Consider the following 12,303-nt stretch of genomic DNA (forward strand, 5'->3'; position numbering starts at 1 on the left):
TCATGCGACCCCATTGCGGACGGCCGCCGGGAAAACGCGCAAAACGCGCTTTCCCTTTGCTTTTATAATGCGCGGACCGTGAAGCCGGCCGTTCCCGCCGGCGGAGACTCGCATGAAACAGACGATATCGCGTGCGCTGCTCGTGGCGCTGCTGACCGGCAGCGCGGCGGCGGCACACGCCGACCAGGCCGGCGACGGACTCGTGCTCGCGCAGCGCAAGAACTGCATGGCCTGCCATGCGGTCGGCAAGCCGCTGATGGGCCCGTCGTTCCATGACATCGCCGGCAAGTACACCGCACGTGCCGACGCCGTCGATTACCTCGCGCAATCGATCGTGAAAGGCAGCGTCGGGGTGTGGGGCGGCGTGCCGATGCCCGCCAATACGCAACTGACGAGCGGCGAAGCGCATACGCTCGCGCAATGGGTGCTGTCGCTGCGCTGAACCGAATGACCGGGCCCGTGCACGCGCGCCATGCTTCTCGTTGCGACAGGAGCCGCGCCCGCGGCACCCGCGCACGAAACGCGCCGTGCGCTCAGGCTGAACGTCCGATCCGGCGGCGAGCGATCTCTTCGTCGACCGCGTCGCGAACCCATTCCATCACTTCGGTTTCGAGCGCCAGCGCCACTTCGCGCGTGATCTGGCCGACCAGCCAGGCCGTATGGTCGTGCAGCGCGTCGCGGCAGCGTGCCTCGATGGCCTCGCGCCCTTCCCCGGTCAGATAATTCGTCAGCCGATTGCGCAGACGCTCGGCGATATGTTGCGCGTCCTCTGGCGTCAGCGCGGCGGCCGCATGCGACTCCGGGGGCACTGCGCGAGCCAGATGATCGGTGGCCAGTTCGTCGGCAGCCGGTGCGACCGCGTGAGACGGCATCGCTTCGCCGGCGTCGCGCGGCATCGCGGCGGCGCCGGCCTGCTGCCCCTCGACCTCGGCCAGCGCGGAGCGCAACGGCGCCTGTGCCGCAGCCGACTCCTCGGCGACGACGTGCCCGGCGGCACCGGGTTGCGCCGGCGCATCGCTGTCGCCCGGCAGTTCGACGGCCGTGACGTCCGGCGTCGGCACCGGCTCGACCACCACGAATTCGGGGTCGGTTTCCGCGTGTTCCGGCGCGGCGGCATCGTCGCGCGGCTGCGCATCGGTCGCGGACGAACGCGCCGGCACCGGCTTGCCCGGCACCAGCACGTCGGTCAGCGTCGGGATCGAAGAGGATTCGGCTTGTGTCACGGGGACGCTCCGTCGACGGTTTCGGCTAGCTGCCTTGCTTGTAGTTGTTCAGCGCGTATCCGCGATCGCGGTAGAAGCGATAGCGATCGCGGCCCGCGGCCAGCTCGTCCGGCGCATTGCCGACCACCTCGAGCAGGCGCTCGAAGCGGGCGAACTGCGCGGGCACGGCCGCGCCGAGGTTCAGCAGCACGTGGTGATGCGGCGCCTGGTCGAGATCAGCGGTCAGCACGATCGGCGTGCCGGCCGCGTGCGCGCTGTCGACGCCGCAATGCGGAATGAAATCGAGCGGCGAGAACGTCCAGAGCCGCTCGTCGAGCGCGCGCAGGCGCGCGGGTTCCGCCAGCACGACGACCGGCTGCCCGGCCAAGTAGGCCTTGCGCAGCAGCCGGCATGCGTACGCGAGCGAATCGCCGACGTTCGAATGGAAATCGATTCGCGTCATTGCCCGCGCACCCGCATCGTCGTGAGACCCGCCATCACTGGCCGGCGCGGTCGATCAGGAACTGCGCGAGCAGCGGCACCGGACGGCCGGTCGCGCCCTTCGCCGCGCCGCCCTTCCACGCCGTGCCGGCGATGTCCAGGTGCGCCCACGGATAGCTGTCGGTGAAGCGCGACAGGAAGCACGCCGCCGTCACGGCGCCGGCCGGACGCCCGCCGATGTTCGCGATGTCCGCGAAATTCGACTTCAGCTGTTCCTGGTATTCGTCGTCGAGCGGCATGCGCCACGCCGGATCGTTCGCTTCGCGCGAGGCGTCGAGCAGCTCGCCCGCGAGCGCATCGTCCTTCGAGAACAGGCCGCTGTTGTGGGCGCCGAGCGCGATCACGCAAGCGCCCGTCAGCGTCGCCACGTCGATCACGGCTGCCGGCTTGAAGCGTTCCGCATAAGTGAGCGCGTCGCACAGGATCAGGCGGCCCTCGGCGTCGGTGTTGAGCACCTCGATCGTCAGCCCCTTCATGCTGGTGACGATGTCGCCCGGCTTCGTCGCGTTGCCGCCCGGCATGTTCTCGCAGGTCGGCACGATCGCGACGACGTTGATCTTCAGGCCCATTTCGGCGACCGCACGCATCGTGCCGAGCACCGAACCCGCGCCGCACATGTCGTACTTCATCTCGTCCATGCCCTCGCCCGGCTTCAGCGAGATGCCGCCCGTGTCGAACGTGATGCCCTTGCCGACCAGCACGACCGGCGCGGCCTTCGCGGCGGCGCCCTGGTAATGCAGCACGATGAACTGCGGCGGCTCGACCGACGCGCGCGCGACCGACAGGAACGAGCCCATCTTGAGCGCCTGGATCTGCTTCAGGCCGAGCACCTCGACCTTCAGACCCCAATCCTTCGCGATCTTCTTCGCGGTGTTGCCGAGATAGGTCGGCGTGCACACGTTGCCGGGCAGGTTGCCCAGGTCGCGCGTGAGGTCCATCCCGTTCGCCAGCGCGACGGCCTGCTTGGCCGCCAGCTTCGCCGCCTTTTCATCGGCCGGATCGACGCTGAACACGACGCGCTTGAGCGTATGCGACGCCGGTTCCGGCTTGCTCTTCATCTGCGTGAAGCGGTAGGTCTCGTTGCGCAGCGCGAGAATCGCCGCACGCACGCCCCAGTCGGAGCCGCGCTCGTCGACCGGCAGCTGAGCGAGCGAGAACGTGACCTGGACGACCTTGGTCGCCAGCAACGCGCGCCATGCGGCCGTCGCCGCGTCGTTGTAGGCTTTCTGATTGAAAGCATCCTGCTTGCCGAGGCCGACGAGCAGCACGCGCGACGCCCCGATGCCCGAAACCTCGTGCAGGAACAGCGTCTTGCCGCGCTTGCCGTCCATGTCGCCGGCCTTCACCACGCGCGAGATCAACCCCTTGGTGGCCGTGTCGATGTCGAGCGCCGCACCCGAGAGAGTCTGCGCCTCGAAGATGCCGAGCACGATGCAGTCGGACTTCCCGGTCAGGAACCCCTTGGCCTCGCCTTTGCTCCAATCACAGCCTTTTATGCTAAAGTCCATCGCGCTTGTCCTCGGATAAAATCTGGGCTAAGGATGAAAGCCGCAATTATCCGCTATTTTTCCCGTGGCGGCGCGAGCGCTCCACCACGCGTGCGCAGCCTCCCGCCCTCTTCTCATCAAGAATGATCTTCGAACGCTCCCTCCAGCGCGAGCTTGCGTATACGGCTGGCGCCGTGTTCATGGTGCTGCTCACGATCATGCTCACGACGATGATGATTCGCATCGTCGGCTATGCCGCGTCCGGCGAAATCGATCCGCGCGACGTGCTCGTGCTGATCGGTCTGACCGTGATCGGCTATCTCGCCGTGATGCTCGTCGTCACGCTGTTCGTGTCGATCCTGTTCGTGCTGACCCGGTGGTACCGGGACTCCGAAATGGTCGTCTGGCTCGCGTCGGGCGTGAGCCTCACGCGCCTGATCAAGCCAATCGGCGTGTTCGCCACGCCGATCGTCCTGCTGATCGCGTTCTTCGCGTTCGTCGGCTGGCCGTGGTCGAACCAGCAGAGCAAGATGATCAAGGCGCGCTTCCAGCAGCGCGACGAAATCTCGCTGCTCGCGCCCGGCCAGTTCCGCGAATCGGCGTCGAACCATCGCGTGTTCTTCATCGAGAAAATGTCGCCGGACCAGAGCAAGGTGCAGAACGTGTTCGTCACGTCGACCGAGAACGGCAAGGTCAACGTCGTGGTCTCGCACACGGGCCACACGGAAACGAAGGACGGCGATCGCTTCGTCGTGCTGGAGGACGGCCGCCGCTACGACGGCACACCCGGCCAGCCGAACTTCAAGATCATGGAGTTCCAGCGCTACGGCGTGAAGATCACGAGCACGCCGGTCACCAACGTGCCGACCACCAACAGCACGCCGACACCCGACCTGCTGCGCAACCCGACGCGCGACAACCTCGCGGAATTCGCGTGGCGCGCGGGGCTGCCGCTGATCGCCATCAACCTGATGGTGCTCGGCATTCCGCTGTCGTACCAGAACCCGCGCCGCAGCCGCACGATCAACCTCGTGATGGCCGTGCTGATCTATCTCACGTATTCGAACCTGCTGAACGTCGTGCAGGCGCAGATCGAGCAGGGCAAGATGTCGTTCGGCGTCGGCCTCGTCGGCCTGCATCTGGTCGTCGCGGCGATCGTCGCGGTCATCTTCTGGTTGCGCGTGCGCAATCGTCCGCTGTTTACACGCGCGCTGTTCGGCCGCTCGGGAGCATGATCGATGCGGCTCTATGAAAAATACTTCGCGCGGCAGATCTACGTCACGTTCATCTTCATCCTGTTCGCGTTCTCGGGCCTGTTCTTCTTCTTCGACCTGATCAGCGAACTGAACTCGGTCGGGCACGGCAACTACAAGTTCGGCTACGCGGTGCTGCGCGTCGCGCTGCAGACCCCGTCGCGCTTCTACGAGATCATCCCGGTCGCCGCGCTGATCAGCGCAATCTACGTGTTCGCGCAGATGGCCGCGAACTCGGAATTCACGATCTTCCGCGTGTCGGGCCTCGCGACCAACCAGGCGCTGCGCTCGCTGCTGAAGATCGGCATTCCGCTCGTGATCATCACCTACCTGATCGGCGAATTCGTCGGCCCGTACGCCGACCAGCTGTCCGAACGCGTGCGGCTGCAGGCGCTCGGCGCGTCGGTGTCGTCGAACTTCCAGTCGGGCGTGTGGGTGAAGGACACGCTCGCGGCCCGCGAGAACGGCGAGCAGGTCACGCGCTTCGTCAACGTCGGCAGCCTGTCGCCCGATTCGACGATCAGCAACGTGCGCATCTACGAATTCGACTCGAAATTCCAGCTGCAGAACGTGCGGATCGCGCAGACGGGCCGCTACGAACCGCCCGGCCACTGGCTGCTCACGGGCGTGACGGAAACCGAACTGACGCCGATCAAGCCGATCAGCGGCGAACCGGCCGACGCGCTGAACCCCGTGTACCGGTCGCAGCAGGTGACGCTGCCCGAATACCGGCTGCGCTCGGACCTGACACCGCAGATCCTGTCGGTGCTGCTCGTGTCGCCGGAACGGATGTCGCTCATCAACCTGTTCCGCTACATCCAGCACTTGCGCGAAAACCAGCAGGACACGCAGCGCTACGACATCGCGCTGTGGCGCAAGCTGCTCTACCCGTTCGCGGTGTTCGTGATGCTCGTGCTGTCGCTGCCGTTCGCGTACCTGCATACGCGTGCCGGCGTGGTCGGCGTGAAGGTGTTCGGCGGCATCATGCTCGGCATGAGCTTCCAGCTGCTCAACACGCTGTTCTCGCACATCGGCACGCTGAACACGTGGCCCGCGCCGCTGACCGCGGCGACACCGGGCCTGATCTATCTCGCGCTCGGCCTGTTCGCGCTCAAGTGGGTCGACCGGCACTGAGCGCCGTCACGACGGAGGCTTCGACATGAGTTCGCACGGCATCGTCCTGTTCGGCCACGGCGCACGCGATCCGCGCTGGGCCGAGCCGTTCGAGCGGCTCGCCGCGCGGCTGCGCGCGGCCGGCTCCCCTGCCCCGCACGTGTCGCTCGCGTTTCTCGAACTGATGACGCCGTCGCTCGATACGGCCGTTGCCGCGCAGGTCGCGGCCGGCTGCACGCACATCACCGTGGTGCCCGTGTTCTTCGGCCAGGGCGGCCATGTGCGCCGCGACCTGCCGCAGCTCGTCGACGCGTGCCGCGCCGTGCATCCGGGCATCGAGATCCGCTGCGCGACGGCCGTCGGTGAAGACGACGGCGTGCTCGATGCGATCGCACGCTACTGCATCGACCAGGTCGGCCCCGACGCGTAAGCGAATCGGCGAGCCCAAACAAAAAAGCGCTGGCTTCGGAAGCCAGCGCTTTTTTTACGCCTGCGAACCACGCGCTCGACTCAAGCGGCATCCTGCAGCGCATCACCCTCTTTCACGTGCCGCACGCGTTCGGCGAACGCATCGCCGATCATCAGCAGGCTCGGCTCCGTCGGGTCGAGCCACGCCTGTGCGTCGCCCGCCGCCATCTGCGCAAGCGTGAGCGTCAGCGTGCGTTCGCGCGCGGTGCTGCACGCCTCGACGATCGCGACCGGCGTCGCGGGCGCACGGCCCGCGTCGATCAGTTCGCGGGCGATGCCCGGCGCGCTGTCGCGGCCCATGTAGTAGACGATCGAATCGGCGCGCGCGGCCTCGCGAATCTCGTCGCTGCCCGGTGCGCGGCTGTGCGTCGCGAACGCGACGCTGCGCGACACGCCACGCAACGTCAACGAGCGCTTCAGCGTCGCCGCGCCTGCCAGCGCCGCGGTGATGCCCGGCACGACCTCGTAATCGATGCCGGCCGCCTCGAGCGCGCGCATTTCCTCTTCGGCGCGCCCGAACAGCATCGGATCGCCGCCCTTCAGGCGCACGACGCACGCATGCTCGCGCGCCGCGTCGACGATTTGCTTGTTGATGAAGTGCTGCGCGGTCGAACGCTGCCCGCAGCGCTTGCCGACCGCGATTTTCCGCGCGTTCGGCGCATAGTCGAGCATCGCCGGCTCGACGAGCGCGTCGTGCAGCACGACGTCGGCTTGCTCGAGCAGCCGCGCGCCACGCACCGTGATGAGGTCCGCCGCGCCCGGCCCTGCTCCGATCAGATACACCTTGCCCATGTTTGTCGCTTCGCTTGTCCTGCTCGTGAACGGCGACCGGCGCGCGCCGCCCGCACGGGCGGCGCTAAACGCCGGTTACGCCGAGAACGCCCGGATCATGCCGGCGGCGACCGTATGATGCGTCGCCTCGTCGATCAGCACGAACGCGCCCGTGCCCGGATGCGCGTCGTACGTGTCGCAGACGATCGGCTTCTGCAGCGTCAGCGCCACGCGGCCGATGTCGTTCATCTTCAGTTCCTGGCGGTCAGTCGCGTGCGACAGCGTATGCACGTCGAGCACTTCCTTGACCGCGCCGATCTTCGCGAACACCGTGCTCGTGGTCTGCTTCAGCAGGTATTTGCGCTGCGGCGACAGCGGCGTCTCGTCGAACCAGCACAGGTCCGCCTCGAGCTTCTTCGCCGGCGCGACCGTCTCGGCGGTCGTGACGAACATGTCGCCGCGCGACACGTCGACGTCCTGTTCGAGGCGAATCGTCACCGTCTGGCCCGCGAATGCGTGCGCAACCGACGCGGTGCCGCCCGGCACCGGCGCGACGATCTCGGCGATCGTCGCAGTGCGATTCGACGGCAGCACGACGATCTCGTCGCCGACCTTCACCTCGCCCGATTCGATCCGGCCCATGTAGCCGCGGAAATCGTCGGCCGAGCTGCCGTCCTGGCGTGCGACCCACTGCACCGGGAAACGCAGCGCGTCATGCGCCTGCGTCTCGACCGGCAGCGATTCGAGCACGTCGAGCAGCGGCTCGCCCGCGTACCACGGCATGCGCTCGCTCGCGCCGACGATGTTGTCGCCCTTCAGCGCCGACACCGGCACGAAACGCACGTCCTTCAGGCCGAGCTGCTTCGCGAGCGCGACGTACGCATCGCGGATTTCGTTGAAGCGCGCTTCGCTGTAGTCGACGAGGTCCATCTTGTTGATCGCGACGATCACGTGCTGCAGCGCGAGCAGCTTCACGATCGCGCTGTGACGCTTCGTTTGCGGCAGCAGTTCCGCGACGCCGTTCTCGACCGTCACGCGCGTCGCGTCGACCAGGATGATCGCCGCATGCGCGGTCGATGCGCCCGTCACCATGTTGCGCGTGTACTGCTCGTGGCCCGGCGTGTCGGCGATGATGAGCTTGCGCTTCGCGGTCGCGAAGTAGCGGTATGCAACGTCGATCGTGATGCCCTGCTCGCGCTCGGCTTCGAGCCCGTCCGTCAGCAGCGCGAGGTCGATCTCGTCGCCGACCGTGCGCTTGTTCTTCGCGCGCGACAGCGCGGACAGCTGGTCGGACAGCACGGCCTTGCTGTCGTACAGCAGGCGGCCGATCAGCGTGCTCTTGCCGTCGTCGACGCTGCCCGCGGTGATGAAGCGCAACACGCCGAGGTCTTCGGTGTTCTCGATGATGCTCATGATGTGAATGTCCTCGTGTGCTTCAGAAATAACCTTGCTTCTTGCGCTGTTCCATCGCGGCTTCGGATGCCTGATCGTCCATCCGGGTCGCGCCGCGTTCGGTGATCTCGGTCACCGCCGTCTCGGCGATGATCTTCTCGACGTCGTCCGCGTCGCTCTCGACCGGGCACGTGCAGCTGATGTCGCCGACCGTGCGGAAGCGCACCTGCGCGAGTTCGCTCGTCTCGCCGTCACGCATCGGCGTGAGCGGCGTGACCGGCACGAGCAAACCGTTGCGGCGCACGATCTCGCGCTGGTGCGCGTAGTAGATCGACGGCAGCTCGAGGTTCTCGCGCGCGATGTACTGCCACACGTCGAGCTCGGTCCAGTTCGAGATCGGGAACACGCGCAGGTGCTCGCCCTTGTGCAGGCGCGCGTTGTACAGGCTCCACAGTTCCGGGCGCTGCGCCTTCGGATCCCACTGGCCGAATTCGTCGCGGAACGAGAAGATCCGCTCCTTCGCGCGCGCCTTCTCTTCGTCGCGGCGCGCGCCGCCGATCAGCGCCGTGTAGCCGTGCTGTTCGATCGTCTCGAGCAGAGTGACGGCCTGCGCGGCGTTGCGCGAATCGGTTTCGCGGCGCAGCACGACCGTGCCGCGCTTGATCGAATCCTCGACGTGGCCGACCACCAGTTCGGCGCCGAGCTCTTGCGCACGGCGGTCGCGGAAGTCGATCACTTCCTCGTAGTTGTGGCCCGTATCGATGTGCACGAGCGGGAACGGCAGCGTCGTCTTGCGGTTCGCGCCGAGGCCGAATGCCTTCAGCGCGAGGTGCAGCACGACGACCGAGTCCTTGCCGCCCGAGAACAACAGCGCCGGCTTGCTGCATTCGGCAACGAGTTCGCGCAGGATGTGGATCGACTCGGCTTCGAGCCAGTCGAGGTGGCCCATGCGGTCGTCGGCGCCGGTGGGCGGGGCAAAGGCGGATTGCTCGAGCGTCGTGCTCATGATTTCAGTCCTTCTCTTCTGGGTTCGTGCCGCCCGCTGTCGCGGGCGGCGCAATATTCGGTTTCTTGTCGGCTTTCAGTGCGCGGCGCCGGCTTCGGCGTTCGCGGGAATCGGCGTGATCGTGATGTGCAGCCCGCATTCCTTCGTGTCGCGCGACTCCCACCACCAGCGGCCCGCCCGGCTGTCCTCGCCGGGGCGGATCGCGCGCGTACACGGCTCGCAGCCGATGCTCGGGTAGCCGCGCGCATGCAGCGGGTTGACCGGCACGTCGAACGCCTTCAGGTACGCCCACACGTCCGCTTCCGTCCAGTCGGCGAGCGGGTTGTACTTCGCGATCCCGCGCGCTTCGTCCTGTTCTTCCTCGTGCAGTTCCGCACGCGTGACTGACTGCTCGCGGCGCTGGCCCGTGACCCACGCGCCAACGTCGGCCAGCGCGCGGTTCAGCGGCTCGACCTTGCGGATGTGGCAGCACGACTTGCGCAGCTCGACGCTTTCGTAGAATGCGTTCAGGCCGTGCTCGGCGACGTACTGGTCGACCGCGTCCTGGCGCGGGTGAAACTGCTCGATCTCGTAGCCGTAGCGCTCGCGCACGCGGTCGATCATGCCCAGCGTTTCCGCGTGCAGGCGGCCGGTGTTCAGCGAGAAGATGCCGATCGACACGCCCTTCGACAGGATCGCGTGCGTGAGCAGCATGTCTTCCGCGGCGAGGCTGCTCGCGAACTTCACCTTCTCGTGGCGCGCGCCGATCTGCGCGAGCAGCGCGTCGAGGCGCTCGACCTTCGCGGCGAGTTCCGGCGTCAGTGCGATCGCGGTGCTCATGCGCTCACCTTGGCGTCGGCCGCGGCATCGCGGCGGCGGAACAGCGGCGCCGGCTCGTCGAACGCGCCCTGGTAACGCTGCGTGAATTCGCCGAACGCGTTCAGCGCGTCGCGGATGTCCTTGTCGGCACGCACCGCGAACGCGTCGAAGCCGCAACGCGACATGTACAGCAGCTGGTCGCGCAGCACGTCGCCGATCGCGCGCAGCTCGCCGGTCCAGCCGTGGCGCTCGCGCAGCAGGCGCGCGATGCTGTAGCCGCGGCCGTCCGCGAAGCGCGGGAAATCGACGGCGATCAGCGAGATCGCACCGAAGTCGGCCACGAGATCGGCCGGCTCGCTGTCCGGCGCGAGCCACACGCCGAGTTCGTCCTTCGTCTTCGCGGCGACGAGCGCCACGCGCTCGGCCTGCCACAGGGTGAACGGCACCAGCACCTTGCCGGCCGGCAACGCGTCGACCGCGGGCAGCGCACCGTCTTCCGCCGCGCGCACGACCTGCCATGCGTCGTCGATCACTGCGCGGTTCTTGATAATCGAAGCCATCTGCAAATTCCTTCTACCCGGTTGGTTACGCGTTCACTGCCTGGCGCGCCGCATACACGCGCTCCTTGAACGGTGCGATGCCGATGCGGTCGTACGTGTCGATGAAGCGCTCGCCGTCGATGCGCGCCTCGACGAACGTGTCGATCAGCTTCGCGATCACGTCCGGCACTTCTTCCGCGGAGAACGACGGCCCGATCACGCGGCCGAGGCGCGCGCCGTTGCGGCCCGTGCCCTGCTCGCCGCCGAGCGACACCTGGTACCACTCGGCGCCGTCCTTGTCGACGCCGAGGATGCCGATGTTGCCCACGTGATGATGACCGCACGAGTTCATGCAACCGGAAATGTTCAGCGACAGGTCGCCGAGGTCGTACACATAGTCCAGATCGTCGAAACGCTGCTGGATCGCCAGCGCGATCGGGATCGACTTCGCGTTCGCGAGCGAGCAGAAGTCGCCGCCCGGGCACGCGATGATGTCGGTCAGCAGGCCGACGTTCGGCGTCGCGAAACCGGCCGCCTTCGCCTTTTCCCACACCGCGAACAGGTCGCGCTTCTTCACGTTCGCGAGAATCAGGTTCTGCTCGTGCGACACGCGCAGTTCGCCGAGCGAGTACGCGTCGGCCCAGTCGGCCACCAGGTCCATCTGCGCGTCGGTCGCGTCGCCCGGGGCCACGCGGTGATCCTTCAGCGACAGCGTGACGGCGGCATAGCCCGGCACCTTGTGCGGCGCGACGTTGCGCTCGACCCAGCGCGCGAACGCCTTGTTCTCGAGCAGGTGCTGTTCGAACGACGCGTCGGTGTCGGCGAGCTTCTCGTAGACGGGCGGCAAGAAGTACTGCGACACGCGGTCGACTTCCGCCTGCGTGAGCGTCGACGGGCCGTCCTTCAGGTGCTGCCACTCTTCCTCGACCTGCTGCGCGAACTTCGCGGGCGACAGCGCCTTCACGAGAATCTTGATACGCGCCTTGTACAGGTTGTCACGGCGACCGTAGCGGTTGTACACGCGCAGCACGGCTTCGCAGTAGGTCAGCAGGTGCTGCCACGGCAGGTCTTCCTTGATCACCGCGCCGACGATCGGCGTGCGGCCGAGACCGCCGCCCGCGAGGATGCTCGCGACCACTTCGCCCTGCGCGTTCTTCTTAAGGTACACGCCGAGGTCGTGGATCTGCACGGCCGCGCGGTCGTGCTTCGAGCCGGACACCGCGATCTTGAACTTGCGCGGCAGCCATGCGAATTCGGGATGGAACGTCGACCATTGGCGCAGGATTTCCGACCACGGACGCGGATCGATCTCCTCGTCCTGAGCGACGCCGGCGAACTGGTCGGCCGTGATGTTGCGAATGCAGTTGCCCGACGTCTGGATCGCGTGCATCTGCACCGACGCGAGCTTCGCGAGGATCTCGGGCGTTTCCTCGAGCTGGACCCAGTTGAACTGGATGTTCGAGCGCGTCGAGAAGTGGCCGTAGCCGCGGTCGTGTTCGCGGGCGATGCGCGCCAGCATGCGGAGCTGCTCGCTGCGCAGGTTGCCGTACGGAATCGCGATGCGGTGCATGTACGCGTGGCGCTGCATGTACAGGCCATTCTGCAGGCGCAGCGGACGGAACTCGTCTTCGCTCAACTCGCCCGACAGGCGGCGGCGCACCTGATCGCGGTACTGCGCGACTCGCTCGTCGACGATCGTCTGGTCGTACTGGTCGTACTGATACATTCGGGGACCCCAGGGTTTTCGTGGTGACCGCGCGACGTCCTAGCCAC

The 12,303-nt window shown here is 67.0% G+C and carries 13 protein-coding genes; 4 read left to right on the plus strand and 9 right to left on the minus strand.

The annotated features are described in order from the left end of the window. Positions 1–112 precede the first annotated feature (112 nt). Positions 113–442, plus strand: coding sequence for a c-type cytochrome (locus WS87_RS13710; protein ID WP_059692234.1), 330 nt, complete (start codon positions 113–115; stop codon positions 440–442). A 91-nt stretch (positions 443–533) separates the two neighbouring features. Here the strand turns inward: WS87_RS13710 and WS87_RS13715 are convergent, their stop codons facing one another. The 3 genes from WS87_RS13715 to WS87_RS13725 are packed head-to-tail and all read right to left on the minus strand — an operon-like array spanning position 534 to position 3,211. Further along, positions 534–1,223, minus strand: a complete 690-nt coding sequence (locus tag WS87_RS13715; RefSeq protein WP_059820243.1) for a DUF2486 family protein — start codon at positions 1,221–1,223, stop codon at positions 534–536. 25 nt (positions 1,224–1,248) lie between these two features. Next, the gene (locus WS87_RS13720) at positions 1,249–1,665 is read right to left on the minus strand and encodes a DNA polymerase III subunit chi (RefSeq protein WP_059527631.1); all 417 of its coding nucleotides are present in this window, start codon (positions 1,663–1,665) and stop codon (positions 1,249–1,251) included. Between the two features lie 34 nt (positions 1,666–1,699). Then, positions 1,700–3,211, minus strand: a complete 1,512-nt coding sequence (locus tag WS87_RS13725; RefSeq protein WP_059820242.1) for a leucyl aminopeptidase — start codon at positions 3,209–3,211, stop codon at positions 1,700–1,702. A gap of 122 nt (positions 3,212–3,333) precedes the next feature. On the opposite strand from WS87_RS13725, the gene lptF reads away from it, so the two are divergent. Genes lptF through WS87_RS13740 form a run of 3 tightly spaced genes read left to right on the plus strand, consistent with a single transcriptional unit; the run spans position 3,334 to position 5,986 of the window. Further along, positions 3,334–4,425, plus strand: coding sequence for an LPS export ABC transporter permease LptF (gene lptF, locus WS87_RS13730; RefSeq protein ID WP_059820241.1), 1,092 nt, complete (start codon positions 3,334–3,336; stop codon positions 4,423–4,425). A gap of 3 nt (positions 4,426–4,428) precedes the next feature. Beyond that, on the plus strand, positions 4,429–5,577 hold the full coding sequence (lptG, locus tag WS87_RS13735; RefSeq protein WP_059527640.1) for an LPS export ABC transporter permease LptG: 1,149 nt from the start codon (positions 4,429–4,431) through the stop codon (positions 5,575–5,577). A 25-nt stretch (positions 5,578–5,602) separates the two neighbouring features. Beyond that, positions 5,603–5,986: a sirohydrochlorin chelatase gene (locus tag WS87_RS13740; RefSeq protein WP_059820240.1), complete on the plus strand. Its 384-nt coding sequence runs from the start codon at positions 5,603–5,605 to the stop codon at positions 5,984–5,986. Between the two features lie 80 nt (positions 5,987–6,066). On the opposite strand, the gene cobA is transcribed toward WS87_RS13740, so the two are convergent. The 6 genes from cobA to WS87_RS13770 form a co-directional block, all read right to left on the minus strand. Next, the gene (cobA, locus tag WS87_RS13745) at positions 6,067–6,816 is read right to left on the minus strand and encodes a uroporphyrinogen-III C-methyltransferase (RefSeq protein ID WP_059820239.1); all 750 of its coding nucleotides are present in this window, start codon (positions 6,814–6,816) and stop codon (positions 6,067–6,069) included. A 75-nt stretch (positions 6,817–6,891) separates the two neighbouring features. Further along, the gene (locus tag WS87_RS13750) at positions 6,892–8,208 is read right to left on the minus strand and encodes a sulfate adenylyltransferase subunit 1 (protein ID WP_059820238.1); all 1,317 of its coding nucleotides are present in this window, start codon (positions 8,206–8,208) and stop codon (positions 6,892–6,894) included. Between the two features lie 22 nt (positions 8,209–8,230). Continuing rightward, positions 8,231–9,193, minus strand: a complete 963-nt coding sequence (gene cysD, locus WS87_RS13755) for a sulfate adenylyltransferase subunit CysD (RefSeq protein ID WP_059468264.1) — start codon at positions 9,191–9,193, stop codon at positions 8,231–8,233. A gap of 75 nt (positions 9,194–9,268) precedes the next feature. Beyond that, on the minus strand, positions 9,269–10,012 hold the full coding sequence (locus WS87_RS13760; RefSeq protein ID WP_059820237.1) for a phosphoadenylyl-sulfate reductase: 744 nt from the start codon (positions 10,010–10,012) through the stop codon (positions 9,269–9,271). After that, a complete protein-coding gene (locus WS87_RS13765) occupies positions 10,009–10,551 on the minus strand; it encodes a DUF934 domain-containing protein (RefSeq protein ID WP_059820236.1) in 543 nt (180 codons plus the stop codon). Before WS87_RS13765 ends, WS87_RS13760 begins: the two co-directional genes overlap by 4 nt. A 25-nt stretch (positions 10,552–10,576) precedes the next feature. Beyond that, on the minus strand, positions 10,577–12,256 hold the full coding sequence (locus WS87_RS13770; protein ID WP_059527662.1) for a nitrite/sulfite reductase: 1,680 nt from the start codon (positions 12,254–12,256) through the stop codon (positions 10,577–10,579). Between the last annotated feature and the right edge of the window lie 47 nt (positions 12,257–12,303).

The organism is Burkholderia sp. MSMB0856, assembly GCF_001524645.2.
Classification (GTDB): domain Bacteria; phylum Pseudomonadota; class Gammaproteobacteria; order Burkholderiales; family Burkholderiaceae; genus Burkholderia; species Burkholderia diffusa.

Coding starts and splice junctions, on each gene's coding strand:
- WS87_RS13760 (WP_059820237.1), bottom strand. CDS start 10,012: ATGAGCACCGCGATCGCACTGACGCCGGAACTCGCCGCGAAGGTCGAG.
- lptG (WP_059527640.1), top strand. CDS start 4,429: ATGCGGCTCTATGAAAAATACTTCGCGCGGCAGATCTACGTCACGTTC.
- WS87_RS13765 (WP_059820236.1), bottom strand. CDS start 10,551: ATGGCTTCGATTATCAAGAACCGCGCAGTGATCGACGACGCATGGCAG.
- cobA (WP_059820239.1), bottom strand. CDS start 6,816: ATGGGCAAGGTGTATCTGATCGGAGCAGGGCCGGGCGCGGCGGACCTC.
- WS87_RS13750 (WP_059820238.1), bottom strand. CDS start 8,208: ATGAGCATCATCGAGAACACCGAAGACCTCGGCGTGTTGCGCTTCATC.
- cysD (WP_059468264.1), bottom strand. CDS start 9,193: ATGAGCACGACGCTCGAGCAATCCGCCTTTGCCCCGCCCACCGGCGCC.
- WS87_RS13725 (WP_059820242.1), bottom strand. CDS start 3,211: ATGGACTTTAGCATAAAAGGCTGTGATTGGAGCAAAGGCGAGGCCAAG.
- WS87_RS13740 (WP_059820240.1), top strand. CDS start 5,603: ATGAGTTCGCACGGCATCGTCCTGTTCGGCCACGGCGCACGCGATCCG.
- WS87_RS13720 (WP_059527631.1), bottom strand. CDS start 1,665: ATGACGCGAATCGATTTCCATTCGAACGTCGGCGATTCGCTCGCGTAC.
- lptF (WP_059820241.1), top strand. CDS start 3,334: ATGATCTTCGAACGCTCCCTCCAGCGCGAGCTTGCGTATACGGCTGGC.
- WS87_RS13770 (WP_059527662.1), bottom strand. CDS start 12,256: ATGTATCAGTACGACCAGTACGACCAGACGATCGTCGACGAGCGAGTC.
- WS87_RS13710 (WP_059692234.1), top strand. CDS start 113: ATGAAACAGACGATATCGCGTGCGCTGCTCGTGGCGCTGCTGACCGGC.